Here is a 17463-nt window from a genome sequence, read left to right on the forward strand (position 1 = left end):
CGACCATGTCCGACAACGAACTCACCGGTGCGGACGCCAGGGCCTGGCTGCTGGCCTTCGCGGACCGGGTGGTGGCCGACGCCGACGAGCTCACCGAGCTCGACCGGCAGGCGGGGGACGGCGACTTCGGCTGGAACATCGGCTCCGCGCTGAAGCGGGCCCGGGCCAACCTGGACGGCGACGATCCGGCGGCGGTCTTCCAGTCCGTCTCGGACACGTTCCTGGCCTCCGGCGGCACCAGCGGTCCGCTCTTCGGCCTGTGGTTCGGTCGCCTCGGTGCGGGGCCCTCCGCTTCCTGGACCGTCCCCGACCTGGCCGGGGCCTTCGAGACCGCCACCGGTGCCGTCCGGCGGCTGGGTAAGGCGGAGGTGGGCCACAAGACCATGGTCGACGCGATGGTCCCCGCGACGCACGCGCTCGCCACGACGGGGTCGCCGCACTGGCGGGAGGCCCTGCGCGAGGCGGCCGTGGCCGCCCGGGCCGGGGCCGAGTCCACCAGCGGAATGGTCGCCCACCGGGGACGGGCCAGCTACCTGGGGGAACGGGCCCGGGAGGTTCTCGACCCCGGGGCCGTCTCGATCGCCTGGTTCTTCGAGGCGGCGGACGGGATCTGACCCGGTCCTCTGCCCGGGGCCCGGGTCCCGGGCCGGGGCGGGGGGTGTCGTCGGGTTGTCCACAGGCTGTGGACAACCCGACGGGTCCCGTGTCGGTAGTCTCCAGCTGGCGGCGCCACGGCGGGCCGCCGAACCGAACGAGGGAGCCGACCGTGGGTGCTGCTGTCAACGACCACAAGGTCATCGTGATCACCGGGGCGGGCGCGGGGATCGGCCGGGAGACGGCCCGGAGACTGCTCGGCGACGGCCACTCCGTGGTGCTCGCCGGGCGGCGCCGGGAGACCCTGGAGGAGACGGCGGGGGAGCGCCCCGGAGCGGTGGTGGTCGAGGCGGACGTGACCTCCTCGGAGTCGGTCGCGGCGCTCTTCGGGACGGTCCGGGAACGCTTCGGCCGCGTCGACGTCCTCTTCAACAACGCCGGGGTGTTCGGCCCCGCCGCGTCGGTGGACGAGATCGAGGACGACGCCTGGCGCGAGGTCCTGGACACCAACGTCACGGGTTCGCTGAACTGCGCCCGCGAGGCCGCGCGGATGATGAAGGAGCAGACCCCCGGCGGCGGGCGGATCATCAACAACGGCTCGATCTCCGCGCACGTCCCCCGGCCGTCGAGCGTGGCCTACACCGTCAGCAAGCATGCGATCAGCGGCCTCACCGCCTCCCTCAACCTGGACCTGCGGGGTCACGGGATCGCCTGCACCCAGATCGACGTCGGCAACGCCGCCACCGCGATGACCACCGGTTTCGGCGCCAACGCGTTGCAGGCCGACGGTTCGGTCCGTCCGGAACCCACCATCGACGTCACGCACGTGGCCGACACCATCGCGCACATCGTCTCCCTGCCCCTGGACGTCAGCGTGCCGACCGTCACCGTGATGGCCCGGGAGATGCCCCTCGCCGGTCGCGGCTGAGTTCCGCGAAGGCGTGGCGGCCCGCCGGACACCGTGCTAACGTCGCTCCTTCGCGGCGACCCGGACCTGGCCTCCCGGCCCAGGGACGTGCCGAACCCGTGTCTCCCCGCCCGTCGAGGGCGTGGAGAGCGGACGTTTCTGCACGTTCTCCGACTGCCAGGGAGCCACGCCCGTGCGTGTCCACTGCGCGGTGTACGCCCTGGGGCTGCGCCGCTACTCCACCTACCGCGCGGCCACCGTCGCCGGGGTGTTCACCAACGCGGTCTTCGGCGCGATCAACGCCATGGTGCTGCTCGCGCTGTTCGCCGCCCGCCCCGAGATCAACGGCTACGACGCCACCGACGCCGTCACCCAGGTCTTCGTGGCCCAGGCGCTGCTGGCGCCGCTCGCCATCATGGGGCCCGCGCTCGACCTCAGCGAGCGCATCCGCACGGGCGCGGTCGGCGTCGACCTGCTCCGCCCCGTGCCGCTGCTCGGCTGGACCCTGGCCCAGGACATGGGCCGGGCCACCTTCGACCTCGCCTTCCGCAGCGCCCCCACCTTCGCGGTCGGCGCCCTGCTGTTCACCCTGGCCCTGCCCGGTGACCCCGTCCGCTGGCTCCTCACCCTGCTCTCGTTCGTGCTGGCCGTCGTGGTGGGCTTCGCGTTGCGCTACCTGTACTCGGTGGTGGGGTTCTGGCTCATGGACACCCGGGGTGTGTGGGCCGTGATGGGCCCGGCCGGGCCGGTCCTCGCCGGGATGCTGCTCCCGCTCACGCTCTTCCCCACCGGCGTCGCCGACGTGCTGCGGTACCTGCCGTGGGCGTCGATGGTGCAGATCCCCGCGGAGGTCTTCCTCGGCAAGGACTCGCTGCCGGGCGGGGGCGTGCTCGGCGGGTTGGCGTTGCAGGCGGGGTGGGCGGTGGCGCTGCTCTCCCTGGCCGCCTGGCTGACCGGCCGGGCCACGCGCAGGGTGGTGGTCCAGGGTGGCTGACACGCTCTCCGCGAGGAGGCGGGGCCTGCCCGCCCCGCTCCACGACCTCGCCCGGGAACCGCGCACGTACGCCCGCCTGGCCTGGACCTGGACCCGCGCGGTCGCGCAGTACCCGATGGCGCTGTCCCTGTTCACCTTCGGGGTCACGCTCGCCTCGCTGGCGGAGATGGGTGCCGTCGTGGTGGTGTTCGCGCACGCGGGGACGCTGGCCGGGTTCACGGTGTACGAGGGCCTGCTGGTCTACGCGCTGGCCGCGTTCTCCTTCGGCGCCGCCCAGCTGCTCACGGGCTCGGTGGACCGTCTTGGGGAGCACATCCGCACGGGCAGCTTCGACACCATGCTGGTGCGGCCGGTGTCGCCGCTGGTCCAGCTGGCCGCCGACCAGTTCTCGCCCCGCCGCTTCGGCCGGATCGTCCCGGCCCTGGTCGTGCTGGTGGTGGCGCTGGTCATGTGCGACATCGACTGGACCCTCGAACGGGTCCTCATGCTCCCGGTGCTGCTGGCCTCGGGCGTGGTCATCTGCACCTCGGTGTGGCTGATCGCGGGTTGTCTCCAGTTCTTCGCGACCGACGCCCGGGAGGCGGCCAAGTCGGTCACCTACGGCGGGCAGGCGCTCACGGAGTACCCGATCGCGATCTACGGGCGCGGTCTGGTGCGGTCGGTGACCTACGTGGTGCCGCTCGCCTTCGTGAGCTGGCAGCCCGCGCTCCACCTGCTGGACCGGCCCGACCCGACGGGCCTGCCCGGGTTCCTGCGCTTCCTCGGACCCGTCGTGGCCGTCGCCCTCGCACTGGTGGCGGCCCAGGTGTGGCGGTTCGGCCTGCGCCGGTACCGCTCCACCGGCAGCTGACCCCGCGCCCGTTCCGACACCTGCCCCGGCGGGCCGGGGCACCCCGGACCGCCCGCCCCCGACCCGGCCTGAGCCCTCCCGACGACCCTGAGCCCTCACGATCCCGCCAGCCCTGACCGCGCCCCCGACCCCGTCTCCGATCCCGTGCTCCCGTGCCCCGACCCTGGCTCCCCCACCCCCTACCGACCGAAAGGAGTGTGCCCCCTTGCGGGTCCACGCAGCGGTGTACGCCCGAGGGCTGCGCCGCCACTCGACCTACCGCGCCGCGCTCGTCGCCGGTGCCCTCACCAACGCGGTCTTCGGCGCGATCAACGCCATGGTGCTCCTGGCCGTGTTCGCCGCCCGTCCCGAGATCAACGGCTACGACGCGAGTGACGCCGTGACCCAGGTGTTCGTCGGGCAGGCGCTGATCGCCGTCACGATGATCGTCAACACCGCGCCCTCCCTCGACCTCGCGGAGCGCGTGCGCGGCGGCGAGGTCGCCACCGACCTGCTCCGCCCGGTCTCCCTCCTGGGCTGGTGGATGGCGGAGGACCTCGGCCGGGCCACGTTCACGTTCCTCTTCCGTGGCGTACCGACCTTCTGCGTCGGCCTCCTCCTCTTCGACGTGGTCCTGCCGGGCAGCCCGGTCCAGGTCGTGGCGGTCCTGCTCTCCGCGGTCCTGGCCACCGTGATCGGGTTCGCGCTGCGCTACCTGTGCTCGTTGAGCGGCTTCTGGCTGCTGGACTCCCGGGGGCTGTGGACGGCGAGCGGCCTCGTCGCTCCGGTGGCCGCCGGGATGCTGCTCCCGCTGGCCCTGTTCCCGCCCGCGCTCGCGGACGTGCTGCGGTATCTCCCGTGGGCGTCGATGGTGCAGATCCCGGCGGAGATCCTGCTCGGCAAGGACTCGTTGCCGGGCGGCGGCGCGTTCGGCGGGTTGGCGTTGCAGGCGGGGTGGGCGGTCGCTCTGCTCGTGTTCGCCGCCTGGCTGACCGGCCGGGCCACGCGCAGGGTGGTGATCCAGGGTGGTTGAGACACCGACCCGGGTCCGTGCGACCGGGAACCCGCTGGTCCACGCCGCCGGGGCCGTCCTCCGGCCGGTCCAGGACTACCACCGGCTGGCCTGGATCTGGGTGCGCGCCTTCGCCCAGTACCCGGCCTCCCTCCTCCTGATGTCGCTCGCCGTCACGGTGAGCGTGCTCGCCCAGGTCGGGGCGGTGGTGATCGTGTTCGGGCACGCCGGAACGCTGGCCGGGTTCACGGTGTACGAGGGGCTGATGGTGTTCGGGCTGGCCGCGAGCGCCTTCGGTATCGCTGACATGTTCATGGGGGCCGTCGAACGCCTCGGCTCGCACATCCGGGCCGGTTCCTTCGACGCCATGCTGGTCCGCCCGGTGTCCCCGCTGGTCCAGCTGGCGGCGGACGAGTTCTCCCCGCGCCGCCTCGGCAAGGTCGTCCCCGCCCTCGTGGTGCTGGGGATCGCGCTGGCCAACATCGACGTGGAGTGGACGCCCGGCAGGGTGCTCCTGCTGCCGGTGATGATGCTCTCCGGGGTGCTGATCTGCGGCGCGATCTGGGTGGCCACGGCCTGCCTCCAGTTCTTCGTCGCGAACGCCCGCGAGGCGGCCAACTCGCTCACCTACGGCGGGCAGGCGCTCAGCGAGTATCCGCTGGCGATCTACGGGCGGGAGATCGTCCGCTCGGTGACGTACGTGGTGCCGCTCGCCTTCATCAGCTGGCAGCCCGCCCTGCTCGTGCTCGACCGACCCGACCCCCTCGGCATGCCGGAGGCCCTGCGCCACGCGGGCCCGGTCATCGCCGTACTCGCCTGCACCGGAGCCGCGCTGCTGTGGCGTTTCGGGCTCCGCCACTACCGATCCACCGGGAGTTGACCGATGACCGCAGAAGGAACAGAGGAACCCACCACCGTGGCCGTCGAGACCGTCGCGGCCACTGGGGCCCAGGAGGACACAGGGACCGTCGGGACCCACGACGAGACCGCCGCGCCGAGCTTGCCCCGCGGGTCCGGAGCCGAGACCGAGCCGATCATCGAGGCCACCGGCCTCGGCCGCGACTTCGTCGTCTCCGAGGGTCCCTTCCTGCGCCGGACCCGGCGCACCGTGAGCGCGGTCCGGGACGTGACGTTCTCCGTGCGGAGGGGGGAGATCGTCGGGTACCTGGGGCCCAACGGGGCGGGGAAGTCCAGCACCATGAAGATGCTCACCGGCATCCTCACCCCCACCTCGGGCAGCGTCCGGGTGGTCGGGCGGGACCCGTCCCGCCAGCGCACCCGGCTGGCGAGGGACATCGGCGTCGTGTTCGGGCAGCGCACCACGCTGTGGTGGGACCTGCCCCTGCGCGACAGCCTCAGCCTCACCCGGCACCTGTACCGGGTTCCCGCCGACGTCCACGCCGAGCGCCTGGCCGAACTCACCGGGCTCCTGGAGCTGGAGCCCTTCCTGGACACCCCGGTCCGCCAGCTGAGCCTGGGGCAGCGGATGCGCGGGGACCTCACCGCGGCCCTGCTGCACGCGCCGCCACTGTTGGTGCTGGACGAGCCGACCATCGGCCTGGACGTGGTCAGCAAGTCGACCATCCGGGAGTTCCTGCTGCGGATCAACCGGGAGCGGGGTACCACCATCCTCATCACCACGCACGACCTCGGGGACGTGGAGCGGTTGTGCGACCGGGTGATCGTGATCGACAAGGGACGGTTGGCCTTCGACGGGGGCCTGCCGGAGCTGCGCGCCACGGTGCCCACGCCGCGTGTGCTGGTGGTCGACCTGGCGGCTCCGGCGCCCGCGATCGAGGTGGAGGGGGCGGTCACGGTGCGAGTGGACGGGCCTCGCCAGTGGCTGGAGCTCGCGGACAACCCGGCGCGGGTGATCTCCCGGGTCACGGCGGGGCACGAGGTGGCCGACCTGACGCTGCGGGAGCCCGACATCGAAGGTGTGGTGTCCGCCCTGTACCGAGGGGCCGCCCCCAACGAAAGTCGGGTGTGATCCCGCTGTACTCAGGGGGTCGCGCTGCGGGATCATGGTACGTATGTCCCCTTTGTCATACGGCCTGTGGCTCGGGGTCGCCTTCGGAGTGATGTCCTGTTGCGCGTACACGGCCGCCGCTGTCGCGCAGCGCAGACTCGCCGTGCGCGTACCCGAGCCGCTGACCGGCGGACACCAGATCGGAGCGCTGCTCCGGCACCCCCTCTGGTGGATCTCCCTCGTGTTCAACGGTGGTCGCGCCGGGTTCCAGGTGGCGGCGGTGAGCTTCGCGCCGTTGACCGTCGTGCAGCCCCTCGGTGTGCTGGTGCTGGTGCTCGGTATCCCGTGGTCGGCGCGGCTCGCCCACCGGAGGGTGAGCCGCGCGGAGTGGTGGGGCGCGGCGTACACGATGGTGGCGCTCGGGGTGCTGCTGGCGGTCACGGTCACCGGGGACCATGGCGGGGTCCTGTCCTACGGGGACTCGGTGCTGGTGGGGGTCGGGGCGGTGGTCCTGCTTGGAGCGGTCGCGTGGGTCGCGGGTCGGGTGCCGTCGCGGGCCTGGCGGAGTTACCTGCTCGCGGGTGCGGCCGGGGTGGCGTTCGGGGTGTCGGCGGCGACGGTGAAGACCGCCGTTGGGGCCTTTGGTGAGGGTGTGCTGGCGGGGCTCACGCACCCGTCGAGCCCGGCGACGGCGGTGATCGCCGTGTTCGGGTTGTTGCTCGCCCAGGCTGCGTACCAGGGGATGGATCTCGGGGCGCCGCTGGGCATCACCACGCTGGCCAACCCGGTCGCGGCCGCCGTGGTGGGGGTGGCGCTCATGGGGGAGACCTACGCGGGCGGTTGGTTGGGCGGGGTGGTCGCCGTCGGGTGCGCGCTGGTCGCCGCGCACGGGATCCGGTTGCTGACGGTGGCTTCCACTGAAGAGGTGGAGGCGGTGCCACCGGGGACACGGGGAACGTAGGGGCGGGGGACCGGCAGGGCGGCAACCTGCCGCTCGCAGCCGGGAAAAGGGGTGCTCATGGTCGGGGAGCTGACTGACTCATACACCGGTCTCGCCCGCTGCCACGCCGTGTGTAGCTGTGGACAAGCGACCTTGCTTCACCTCAGAGCCGGGAGGCGCAGTGCGCTCGGGAACTCGCCAGGAACGTAGAGCGGCCCCGACCACTCGGGTCGGGGCCGTTTCTCGTATCGGTCAGAACTGGTCCGAGCCAACTGCCTGGCCGATGGGGAAGGTGTGTCGGGTGGCGGCGCAGATCGTCTCCAGCGCATGGATCGGCACGTCCTTGGTCGAGTAGCTGATGCGGAGAACCTGCACCACCCACTCACCCGGGATGTCGAGAAGGTCGGCCTCGTAGGGTGTGGGCGGCCGGGCCGTCAGAGTCTCCGAGGCATGCCCGAACTCGTGCCCCAAGTCCTCGATGGCGGCTTGGAGTGTTGGCAGGACGAAGCCTTCTCCATCCAGTCGGGTGTTCTCGCCTACGTCCACCCGGAAGTAGGACGTTGAGATCCTGACCGGAACCTCGTTGGCCCAGAACATCTTCCGCCTCGCGATCACGGGCGCACCGGGCTCCACCCGAAGACCCAGGGCGACATGCTCGTTCGCGGGTTCCTGTCCGACGAACAGCATCTTCCGCTCTGGCGTCAGACCTTGCTGTTGGGCCTCTGTGAGGTAGAGGCTCTTGGACCCCCGTGTGCTCGGCGGAGTCGGCAGCGCCCTCTGCACCAACACTCGAGGGCGTGGGTCCACGGGTCCTGTCGGCGCCTTGTGCGCTGAGTCGGCACCTGCCTTCTTCATCTGGGACACCCGTCCGGGCGAGACTCCCAACTGGCGAGCAATGTCTTCCTGTCGCATGCCGCCTTGCTGCGCCTCGATGATCGCAGCTCGACGGATTCGGGAGAGTTCAACGCTCTGGCCTTGAAGGCTGCTCATGGCGGAGGAGGCCGCGCGAGCTCTCTCTAGTGGGTCGGGCATGGCGGCAATTTCATGCAATGTCCGTGCATCCATGGCAAATCCTCATCTCGGGTGCTCCACTGCGGACTTTAGCCCCCCTATTGCGCTGAGCGAAAGAGGGGGTTACTGTCGTCACACGCGAGGGTTTAGCCCCTATAAAGTCGACGCTGCTTCGTCGGCTTGTGGGCGGTGGAGCGGTCGGCGGTCACACAACCAGTGTGCCTGAGCACGTGAGGCCCAAGCGCGGCACCGCGTGATCTGGCTTGGCGGTCACGGTCACGCGGTGTCGATCCTGATGACCTTCTCTGTCGGTTTCCTATCCGGCACTGTCCGTACCGGAGGTGTGTGCCCGTGGCGCCCCGTTCCCTGAATCTCTCCGCGCTGGCATGTGTGTGCCATCTCGTGTCCGTGGCGTTCCATCGCCGTCGTCCCAGGCAGGCCGCGCGTGTGCGGGCCTTCGCCGCTAACCCTCCCCGGCGCACCACGTCTTGCTCTCGTGGTCCGTTGGTCCCTGCGCCTAGGAGGCCGATCGACTCCGTCCCCTTGCAGGTCCTGGGTGCTGTCCTGTCCGGGCTGCGGCGTCTGGTGGTGGCTACGTGAGCGTGTTCTCCCCCGAACTGACCGCCCGCGAGGCCATGGTCCCGTTGGCGAGCTTCATCAAGCCGTTCCACGCTCACTACTTCTCCCGCACGGTGGGCACGCCGTTCCGTAAGCGCAAGTACGCCTTCGCCGGGCTCCCCAGCCTGATGCCCCTGGTTCGCGCGTTCCTGGACACCAGCGCAGCCGAACGGAGCAAGGACTACCGGTTCCTGTTCACGCTGCTCGGCTCGGAGCTGGCCAACAACGCCATCGCGCACTCGCTGTCGAGTGAGCACGGCCAGACCTACTCACTGACCGTCGACCGGGGTGCGATGGGGATGACGTTGACCTGTCAGGACCAGGGCACCCGGCACCCCATGGCCCCCGGCCCGCTCACTGCCGCGACTCCCCAGGAGATTGCGTCGGGGAGCGCGAAGGGCAAAGGGCTCGCTCTCATCGACGCCCTCGCGGATCGGTGGGGAGACAACGGCAACCCGAAGTTCCGACAGGTCTGGTTCCACCTCTCCTACGACCTCACCGATAACCCGTGGTCCCGGATCGAGGGAGAGCAGTGATGTTGGACGTGGACACCCGGGACCTGCTGGCGGTGGCCGAGGAGGCCCTGACCGCCCCGACTCATCTGACTCCGGCGCAGGTGGACGTGTGGCACAACCACACCCTGCGCAACCGCCTCCCCTTGGTCCTGGAGGCTCTGCGGATCGCGCGGGAGGAGAGCGATGGGGAACTGGCGGTCCGGTTGATCGACCAGGCCATCCACGACCACCCCGCACCCACCCGGGTACCCGGCAACAGGCCAGTAGCGGGCACAGTCCCGAAGCAGGAGTCGCTGCCGATCCCTGAGCACGTGCTCTGCGCTCTGCTGCACAAGCACTGGTCGATGACGGTGGAGGGAACGGCACCTGGCGAGACCTTCGTGGCTCGGCGTCCCCTCGGATGGTCCGGCGACGGCGACCCCTACGAGCGCATCACCGCCCCCAACCGCACCGAACTCCTCCGACTGCTCGCCCACCGCCACCTCGGTGTTCACCGGAGTGATCCGGAACCTCCGCCCGCTGCCTGAGAGGCCCCGAGCTCTTCCATAAAAAAGCTCTGGCGGGTGCAGCAACACCCCCAGAGCAGGCCGACAACCACCCCTGCTTAAGAAAGCGAATTGCCGACATGGCCATTGTGCCGCACACCCCTGCCCTCAACCACACGAACAGCCCACCCAACGAGTCCCGGTGGGAGTGCCGCGTCTACCCCGGGCACCTCTCCCAGACCAGCCAGGTCCGCACCGACCTCACCGTGGACCTGGACCGGATGACCAGCCTGCCGGTCGAGGCTCGGGAAGACATGGTCTTGTGTCTGAGCGAGATGTTCGCCAACGCCTGCGAACACTCCCGCTCCGGACAGGACCCCGACGGCAGGGTGGTCCGCACCCTGGACCTGCCCCGGCCGGGAACGGTGCGGATCTCGATCATCGATGACGGTACCCGCACCAGCTCCACCACGGACACCGTTCCGAAGGTCCCGCGTAGGCGCACCCGCCAGCAGAGGGAGCGCGCCGAACGCGGACGCGGCCTGCTCATCCTCGACCACCTCGCTACGCGGTGGGGGTTCCGGCCGGTGCTGGACTTCCCGTTCTGCGCCGGGCTCGGCACCGTCATCTGGGCCGAATTCACCCACCCCACCCTGGTCTCTGGTGGGGTCACCTGTGGTGGTGTCCGATGAACCGGCCCCAGGTCAGGGAGGAGATCCGGTCGGTCCTGACTGCACCCCGAGGCCACCGCTTCCCCCGGACCAACACACGCTCACTCCGGCCAGGAGTCCCGGCCCTGGAATCGGCGTCGGCCTGGACCGAGACCCACCAGGACCGACAAGAACGTCTCCTGCGTCAGATGGGCGACAACCCCCGAGTGGCGTACATGCTGCAAAACGGTCCCCTCCCGCACTGGGTCACGGTGGCCCGCCACCACCGCGAACAAGCCGCACAAGAAGCCGCCGAGGCCGCTTCCCCCGCCGAACCCGAACCGGAACCCGCTCTTCCCCGGGGCCGTCACAGGGCGCCCCGCCCCTGGTGGGCATGGCCCGCCACCGCCATCAGCTCCACCCTGCACCTGGGCCTCAACTCTCTGGACATCGTGGGCCAGAACCTCACCCACCAGATCAGCTTCCTGACCTGAACCACCCACAGACCGGGGCCCGACATGCGTCGGGCTCCGCCCGTCAACGTCCGAGACCGTTGCGCCGATGTCTCTGCTCCTTCGACAGCAAGTGCCGCTCCTTGGCCTCCCGCTTGACCTCCTTAGAGAGAGGGTGCCGTGTTAGCCCCCCACTTCCACTCGGTGATCCTGCAACCCACCACGCTGTGCAACCTCAACTGCTCCTACTGCTACCTGCCGGTCCACGAGCGAAAGACCCGCACCGAGATGCCGATCGAGGTCGCCCGAGCCCTCGCCGTCGGCATCGACTCACAGAACATGAGCGAGGTCGTGGATGTGGTCTGGCACGGAGGCGAACCCCTGACCACACGCCGCGAGCACTTCCGCGACCTCGTGGAGGCGTTCGAGCCCCTGCGCCGAGAAGGCCGGATCCGTCACTGCGCGCAGACCAACGCCACCCTCATCGATGACGCCTGGTGCGACTTCTTCACCCAATACGACTTCCGGGTCGGAGTAAGCATCGACGGCCCGGCGGCGGCCAACCTGTCCCGAGTGGACTGGTCGAACCGACCCGCCTTCTCCCGCGTGGAACGCGGCATCTCCCACCTCCGAGCCCGCGGGATCGACTTCACCGCCATCTGTGTCGTGACCGCACAGACCATCACCCACCCCCACGCCCTGCTCGACTTCTTCGAGGGCCTGGGAGCCAAGAGCGTCGGCTTCAACATCGAAGAACTCGAAGGCGCCAACGACACCCGCCAGGACATCGACCCCGCCCACGTCCGCCGCTTCTGGCGCACGATGTTCGACCACATCGACAACGGCAGCACCCTCCGCGTCCGCGAAGCTGACCGACTCCTGGGCTACCTGGCCGACGTCAGAGCCGGACACAAGGAGCGGTGGGAAACCGCCCTGCTCGACCTCATCCCCACCATCGGCACCAACGGCGACGTGGTCGTGCTCTCCCCGGAACTGCTCGGAGTCAAGAACGCCCACTACGACGACTTCGCCCTGGGCAACGTCCTGAACGAGCAACTGCCCACTATCCTCACCCGCGCACCGAACACCGCCTACGTCGGCGAACACCTGGACGGCATACGCCAATGCCGCCGAACCTGCGAGTTCTTCACCTTCTGCCAAGGCGGACAGGCCTCCAACAAGTACTTCGAAACCGGCCGCTTCACCACCACCGAAACCACCTACTGCCGCAACGCCAAACAGGAACTCGTCCGCGCTCTGGGCGAGAAGATGGGAGTGTGACCGATGACGACTCTGACCGGACTTGAAGCATCCGAGCGGACCGCCGACCTGATCGACCGGCTCCGACCGACGACCCCCGTGGGGCTGTTCGACAACCGCGACACCTGGGACAACGTCGGCGGGGGCCCCTGGGACAACCGCTCGACGTGGGACAACTGGAAGAAGTAGGGGACCCCTGTGCAGACCGCCGAGATCCGGGGTGCGAAAGTGCTCCTGCCCAGCGACGACGAGCCTGAGGTGCGCGCCTGGCCCTACCTCAGCCCGGTTGAGGAGGAGAAGGTCGCCAACACCCACTTCGCCTCCCTCGACCTGACCTCACACCGTCTGGTCGATATCACCCTGAACCGGTGCCGGTTCACCGGCTCACGGCTGATGGCAGTGTCCCTGGCGCGCGTGTCGATGACTGACGTGCTCTTCGAGGACTGCCAGTTCGACTACTCCACTTGGGAGCAGGTCAAGGTCACCGGTGACGTGGCGTTCGTCGGCTGCTCCTTCAAGGAAACCGAGATCATCGGAAGCGACCTGCGCGATGCGGTCTTCGACGACTGCACCTTCGCCGTGGACATCAAGAACACCAAGATGTCCGGTGCCGATCTGCGCGGCAGCGACCTGTCGAACCTGTCCGGGCTGGCCTCGCTCCACGGAGCGAAGGTGACCGAGGTCCAGCTCCGGCAGTTGAGCGAGGTCATGATCCGCGACCTCAATCTCACGATCGCGGAGCTCCCGCTGTAGTCACGCCCAGAAAAGGGGGTCCTGTCCGTGAACCCGCAGGGACCCCTGTGGGGCGCCCTGGTCGCGCGAGGATGGGCGCGACCTGGTCTGCACGTCGCACCACGTGGGCCGAACTGGAGATGGTGGACCACTGGCGTCGCCACATGTCCGACCCCGGCCGGTACCTGCGGGGCACGCTTGGGTATCCCTCAGCTCAGAGGCCTCACCGGTTGGTACGGTCACCTCACACCGCACCCGCGACAGGAGGGCCCCATGCAGCCCGACGCCTACCCCGACCTCACCGCGGTCGCCGACAGCATCGCCCTGAACGGCCCCGGTGCCGGGACGGTCGATCTGGCTGAGCGCGCCGTGGAGTTCTACGCGGCCCGATACAGCGACTACCCACCACGGGTGCTCGCAGCAGAAGTCGCGCGCTGCCGCTCCCTGCTCATCAACGGCAACACCACCTCCATGGACATGCGACGGGTCGTCGGATGGTTGTCCGGCCTCCTGGGCAGTCTCGGCCACCACACCGGTGACGTCCCCGCGTCGCTCATCCACTTCGGAACCGCCGCGAGAGTCGGTGAGGAACTGGGAGAACGCCGCCTGGCCGCGTGGGCGCTCGGCGCCCAGTCCATGGTCACCATGTCCCAGGACCGTCGCACCGAGGCTCTGGAGCTCGCCCACCAGGCGGAGGCGTTCGCTGACGACGACCTCCAGCGTGCTCAGATCACCGCGTGGTGCCGACTTCGGCCGTTGGCTGCCCTCGGGGATCGGGCACGGCTCGACGACGCGATCACCACGGCGCGGCGTCACATGGACGCAGCCGACCGCGAGGAGCCAGGACGGTTCGGATTCGACCGCGCCGAGTTCCACCAACACCTGGCCGAGGCCCTCCTCGACCATGACTCCAGCGAGTCCGCCCGACACGCCGAGACGTCGATCCGGTTGAAACGCGTGGGCTCGCCGGGGTGGGCGGCGGCCACGACGATCCTCGCCCGCACCTACGCGACCAGGAGGGACCCGCGCAACGCCTCCGTTCTGGGGATGAGTGTCCTGGAGACGGTCCCGGCCGGGTCCCTGCGGGCGAACACACGCGCCCGGCTGTTCCACCTCGTGGATGACCTCGACGGACACCCCGCCGCAGGGGACCTCGCTGAAGCGCTTAGGGACTGAGGAGGCTACTCAGGCTGCTCATCTCGTGTGAGTTTTCCCGTGGGTACCGTTCGCTTTATGTGCGGTGTTCAAAGGCCCCGGCTTGGCCAGCGCGTACATGGGCGGATGTCTCGACCCGTCGCTGGTCCCACGCTGAACGCCGAGAGACGCACGTCATGTCTGGAAAGAGCAGGACAAGCATGATTCGCTCCGTGGTTTTCGACGTCGGCGAGACCCTCATCGACGACACTCGGGAATGGGCGCGGTGGGCTGACTGGCTCAACGTCCCCCTCCACACCTTCTCCGCCGTACTGGGGGCTGTGACTGCCGAGGGGCGCAACAACGCGGAGACCTTCGACTACTTCCGTCGAGGCTTCGATCTCGCCGAAGAGCGCCAACGACGTGAGGACGCCGGCCGCGGGGAGCTCATCGAGGACGTGGACCTCTACTCCGACGTTCGACCCGGGCTACAGGCCTTGCGGGACGCCGGACTCTGGGTGGGGGTCGCCGGAAACCAGACTGCCCGTGCCGGACAGCTCCTCCAAGAGTTGAACCTTCCGGTCGAGGCCATCGCCACGTCCGGACAGTGGGGCGTCGCCAAACCCGACCCCGACTTTTTCGCCCGCGTCATCGCCATGGCCCCCGGGGAACCCCAGGAGATCGTGTATGTCGGTGACCACCGTGACAACGATGTTCTTCCCGCTCGTGAAGCCGGGCTGCGGTCGGCGCTGATCCGTCGCGGCCCTTGGGGATACCTGTGGGCGGATCAGCCGGAGGTGCGCGCTGACACGGACTGGATCATCGACTCGATCAGAGAACTACCACGCCTGCTCACCGCAACGGACTGATCCCGTCCGCAGTTTCCACAACGCATCGAGGGGCTCCTCCGTTACCTGGGGGCGCAACGAGATGACTCCACAGTAACCACGGTTCCCTCTCCATATTCAGGTTCGCGCCATCGACCGTAAGCCGATGAGGAGTGGCCGGACCTGTTTTTGTCCCCAGCCTGTGGATAACCCGGTGGAGAAACGTTACGGCGACCGCCGCCGGGAGCGCCCCAGCAGCAGGGGTCGGCTTTCGTTGCGTATTTTCGTCACGGTGAGTTGCGTCTCCGCGGCCGTTCCGCCGCAGGTCACCGCATCGCCGTCGCACCTCGGAACCGGTGTACCCGGCGCTGCGGGACCTCCTTGCGGTGGACGGGCCCACCCGGCTCACAACTCCGGGAAACCCACCGTGACCACCAGACCCCCCTCCGGACGTGCCCTCGCGGTGGCCTTGGCGCCATGGGCCGTCGAGATCGAACGGACGATGGACAATCCGAGCCCGCTCCCGGGCCGGTCCCGGTGCAACCGTGCCGCGTCACCACGGTGGAAGGGCTCGAACAGCTCCTCCGCGTCACCCACCTCCGCCCCGGAGTTGGTCACCCTGAGCACCGTGCGCCCCGCCGCCGTGCGCACCCGCACCTCCACCCACCCGTCGGTGGCGTTGTACCGAACGGCGTTCTCCACCAGGTTGCGCACCAGGTGCTCCAACAGGACCGGATCGCCGTCCACCGGAGCGGGCTCCGCGTCCACCCGCAGGTCCACCCCCTCCTCCTCGGCCGCCCCCGCGTGCTGGGCCACCACACCGTGGGCCACCTCGGCCAGGTCCACCTCCTCGGTCCGCGCCAGCCCGCGATCGGACCGCGCGAGCAACAGCAGCCCGCTGATCAGCGCCTCACTACGCGCCACCGAATCCAACGCCCGGCGGAAGGTCGGCCGCAGATCGTCCGGGACCCGGTCCTGGGCCAACGGCACCTCCAGCGCCGCACGCTGCACCGACAACGGCGTGCGCAGCTCGTGCGAAGCGTTGGAGACGAACCGGCGCTGGGAGTCGAAGGCCCGCTCCAACCGGGACAGCATCCCGTCGAACGTGTCACCCAGCTCCCGGAACTCGTCGTCGGGCCCCCTCAGGTCCAACCTGCTGTGCAGGTCGTGCTCGGACAGGGTGCGCGCCGCGTCGGTCACCCGGTGCAGCCGCCGGAGCGGCCCGCCCGCGATCACCCACCCGGCCAACGCCGCCAACAGGGTCACGCCCAGGAGGATCAGCACCGAGTTCAGGAGCAGGTCCGACAACACCCCCACCTGGTAGTCGTCCACCAGGACGGCCAGGGGCTCGGCCCCGGTCGCCACCCAGTCGGTGGTCGGGGCCGCCTCCCCGGTCTCTCCCGGCTCCCCGCCCTCGCCGGTCGGCGCGGGAACGGTCGGAGCCGGAATGACGAGGGTCTCGGCCGGATCGCTGGTGGGCAGCGCCGCCGTCGTGGACAGCTCCACCCCCCGCATCTCCAGACTCGCGGAGACCATCGCGTAGTTGGCGGAGAGCAGCAGCGCCCCGCCGACGGCGAAGACCCCCGTGTAGACGAGGGCGAGCTTCGTCCGCAGGGTCAGGCTGGCGAACCGGTCCAGCCATCGACGCGTCACGCCGGAGACGGCGGAGTGCGGCGCGGCCACGTCAGATCCGGTAGCCGTGGCCGGGCACGGTCTCGATCACCGCGGGCGCACCGAGCTTGCGGCGCAGCCCGTGCACCACCACCTTCAGCACCCCGCTGAACGGGTCCAGGTGGGCGTCCCACACCTTCTCGATCAGGTGCGTCGCGGTCACCGGCGCACCGTCCGCGCGCAGCAGCTCCTCCAACACCCCCAACTCCTTGGGGGAGAGCGACAGCGCGCGCCCGTCACGGGACGCCGTCCGCCGCGTGGTGTCCAGTACCAGGCCCGCCCGGCTCAGCGTGGGCGGCGCCGCCGGACGCGCCCGACGGCCCAGGGCCCGCACCCGCGCCACCAGTTCCAGGTACGCGAAGGGCTTGCCCAGGTAGTCGTCGGCGCCCAGGTCCAGCCCGTCCACGCGGTCCTCCAGACCACCGGCGGCGGTGAGCATCAGCACGCGCGCCTGCACCCCGGGGTCCTCCGCGATCCGCAGGCACACCTGGTCCCCGTGCAGCACCGGCAGGTCGCGGTCCAGGACGACGACGTCGTAGTCGTGCACGGTGGCCATCTCCAGGCCGGTGTCGCCGTCGTGGCACACGTCCACCGCCATGCCCTCACCGCGCAGCCCCTCGGCCACGGTCTCCGCCAGGTCGGGCTCGTCCTCGACCACCAGAATGCGCATGCGTTCCCCTCGCCCCGAGCCGATCGTCGGCGTTCCCGACTGACCAGCACTATCCACCGCCCGGTTAGGCCGAGGTTAACCCCGCGAAGCCCCCGCGACCGGGCGACCGGGGGCCGCAGGACCCTAACCACCGGCTAACCGCGCTCCCGCTGACATGTGCCGTGCACCCACCCAGCGGCGTCGGCCCTACCGG

Annotated in this window: 20 protein-coding genes; 17 read left to right on the forward strand and 3 right to left on the reverse strand. The window is 69.9% G+C overall.

What is annotated here, in order from left to right; all coding sequences use genetic code 11:
* The first annotated feature begins 5 nt into the window (after nucleotides 1-5).
* The 8 genes from ACFW3L_RS02850 to ACFW3L_RS02885 all read left to right on the forward strand — a co-directional run bounded on the left by ACFW3L_RS02850 (nucleotide 6) and on the right by ACFW3L_RS02885 (nucleotide 7266).
* Complete coding sequence (locus ACFW3L_RS02850; protein WP_378735646.1) at nucleotides 6-614, forward strand: DAK2 domain-containing protein; 609 nt, start codon at nucleotides 6-8, stop codon at nucleotides 612-614.
* A gap of 152 nt (nucleotides 615-766) precedes the next feature.
* Nucleotides 767-1522, forward strand: coding sequence for an SDR family oxidoreductase (locus tag ACFW3L_RS02855; protein ID WP_378735648.1), 756 nt, complete (start codon nucleotides 767-769; stop codon nucleotides 1520-1522).
* A gap of 172 nt (nucleotides 1523-1694) precedes the next feature.
* The gene (locus ACFW3L_RS02860) at nucleotides 1695-2495 is read left to right on the forward strand and encodes an ABC transporter permease (RefSeq protein ID WP_378735650.1); all 801 of its coding nucleotides are present in this window, start codon (nucleotides 1695-1697) and stop codon (nucleotides 2493-2495) included.
* Nucleotides 2488-3345 carry an ABC transporter permease gene (locus tag ACFW3L_RS02865; protein ID WP_378735652.1) on the forward strand — a complete coding sequence of 286 codons (858 nt, stop codon included), beginning with the start codon at nucleotides 2488-2490 and terminating at the stop codon, nucleotides 3343-3345. Before ACFW3L_RS02860 ends, ACFW3L_RS02865 begins: the two co-directional genes overlap by 8 nt.
* 205 nt (nucleotides 3346-3550) lie before the next feature.
* The gene (locus ACFW3L_RS02870) at nucleotides 3551-4357 is read left to right on the forward strand and encodes an ABC transporter permease (protein ID WP_378735655.1); all 807 of its coding nucleotides are present in this window, start codon (nucleotides 3551-3553) and stop codon (nucleotides 4355-4357) included.
* On the forward strand, nucleotides 4350-5216 hold the full coding sequence (locus ACFW3L_RS02875) for an ABC transporter permease (protein ID WP_378735657.1): 867 nt from the start codon (nucleotides 4350-4352) through the stop codon (nucleotides 5214-5216). The genes ACFW3L_RS02870 and ACFW3L_RS02875 overlap by 8 nt, the downstream gene beginning before the upstream one ends.
* 3 nt (nucleotides 5217-5219) lie before the next feature.
* Nucleotides 5220-6326 carry an ATP-binding cassette domain-containing protein gene (locus ACFW3L_RS02880; RefSeq protein WP_378735659.1) on the forward strand — a complete coding sequence of 369 codons (1107 nt, stop codon included), beginning with the start codon at nucleotides 5220-5222 and terminating at the stop codon, nucleotides 6324-6326.
* Between the two features lie 43 nt (nucleotides 6327-6369).
* Complete coding sequence (locus ACFW3L_RS02885) at nucleotides 6370-7266, forward strand: DMT family transporter (protein ID WP_378735661.1); 897 nt, start codon at nucleotides 6370-6372, stop codon at nucleotides 7264-7266.
* Nucleotides 7267-7497: 231 nt separating this feature from the next.
* Here the strand turns inward: ACFW3L_RS02885 and ACFW3L_RS02890 are convergent, their stop codons facing one another.
* Nucleotides 7498-8100 carry a GntR family transcriptional regulator gene (locus ACFW3L_RS02890; protein WP_378735663.1) on the reverse strand — a complete coding sequence of 201 codons (603 nt, stop codon included), beginning with the start codon at nucleotides 8098-8100 and terminating at the stop codon, nucleotides 7498-7500.
* Between the two features lie 752 nt (nucleotides 8101-8852).
* On the opposite strand from ACFW3L_RS02890, the gene ACFW3L_RS02895 reads away from it, so the two are divergent.
* The 9 genes from ACFW3L_RS02895 (at nucleotide 8853) to ACFW3L_RS02935 (ending at nucleotide 14971) form a co-directional block, all read left to right on the forward strand.
* Nucleotides 8853-9410, forward strand: coding sequence for an ATP-binding protein (locus tag ACFW3L_RS02895; protein ID WP_378735665.1), 558 nt, complete (start codon nucleotides 8853-8855; stop codon nucleotides 9408-9410).
* Nucleotides 9410-9916 (forward strand): hypothetical protein, encoded by a 507-nt coding sequence (locus ACFW3L_RS02900; protein WP_378735667.1) that lies wholly within the window; start codon nucleotides 9410-9412, stop codon nucleotides 9914-9916. Before ACFW3L_RS02895 ends, ACFW3L_RS02900 begins: the two co-directional genes overlap by 1 nt.
* A 98-nt stretch (nucleotides 9917-10014) precedes the next feature.
* Entirely contained in the window at nucleotides 10015-10566 is a 552-nt protein-coding gene (locus ACFW3L_RS02905; RefSeq protein ID WP_378735669.1) for an ATP-binding protein, read from the forward strand.
* Between the two features lie 167 nt (nucleotides 10567-10733).
* Nucleotides 10734-11018, forward strand: a complete 285-nt coding sequence (locus ACFW3L_RS02910; RefSeq protein WP_378735671.1) for a hypothetical protein — start codon at nucleotides 10734-10736, stop codon at nucleotides 11016-11018.
* A gap of 138 nt (nucleotides 11019-11156) precedes the next feature.
* A complete protein-coding gene (gene amcB, locus ACFW3L_RS02915; protein WP_378735673.1) occupies nucleotides 11157-12257 on the forward strand; it encodes a cyclophane-forming radical SAM peptide maturase AmcB in 1101 nt (366 codons plus the stop codon).
* 3 nt (nucleotides 12258-12260) lie between these two features.
* The gene (amcA, locus tag ACFW3L_RS02920; RefSeq protein ID WP_378735675.1) at nucleotides 12261-12425 is read left to right on the forward strand and encodes a multiple cyclophane-containing RiPP AmcA; all 165 of its coding nucleotides are present in this window, start codon (nucleotides 12261-12263) and stop codon (nucleotides 12423-12425) included.
* 9 nt (nucleotides 12426-12434) lie between these two features.
* On the forward strand, nucleotides 12435-12989 hold the full coding sequence (locus tag ACFW3L_RS02925; RefSeq protein ID WP_378735677.1) for a pentapeptide repeat-containing protein: 555 nt from the start codon (nucleotides 12435-12437) through the stop codon (nucleotides 12987-12989).
* A 252-nt stretch (nucleotides 12990-13241) separates the two neighbouring features.
* Nucleotides 13242-14144 carry a hypothetical protein gene (locus ACFW3L_RS02930; RefSeq protein WP_378735679.1) on the forward strand — a complete coding sequence of 301 codons (903 nt, stop codon included), beginning with the start codon at nucleotides 13242-13244 and terminating at the stop codon, nucleotides 14142-14144.
* A gap of 191 nt (nucleotides 14145-14335) precedes the next feature.
* Nucleotides 14336-14971, forward strand: coding sequence for an HAD family hydrolase (locus ACFW3L_RS02935; RefSeq protein WP_378735681.1), 636 nt, complete (start codon nucleotides 14336-14338; stop codon nucleotides 14969-14971).
* A gap of 363 nt (nucleotides 14972-15334) precedes the next feature.
* On the opposite strand, the gene ACFW3L_RS02940 is transcribed toward ACFW3L_RS02935, so the two are convergent.
* Nucleotides 15335-16612 carry a sensor histidine kinase gene (locus ACFW3L_RS02940; protein ID WP_378735683.1) on the reverse strand — a complete coding sequence of 426 codons (1278 nt, stop codon included), beginning with the start codon at nucleotides 16610-16612 and terminating at the stop codon, nucleotides 15335-15337.
* A 1-nt stretch (nucleotide 16613) separates the two neighbouring features.
* Nucleotides 16614-17270 carry a response regulator transcription factor gene (locus ACFW3L_RS02945; RefSeq protein WP_378735685.1) on the reverse strand — a complete coding sequence of 219 codons (657 nt, stop codon included), beginning with the start codon at nucleotides 17268-17270 and terminating at the stop codon, nucleotides 16614-16616.
* Nucleotides 17271-17463: the final 193 nt, after the last annotated feature.

The organism is Nocardiopsis sp. NPDC058789 (assembly GCF_042745575.1).
Classification (GTDB): Bacteria; Actinomycetota; Actinomycetes; order Streptosporangiales; family Streptosporangiaceae; genus Nocardiopsis; species Nocardiopsis eucommiae.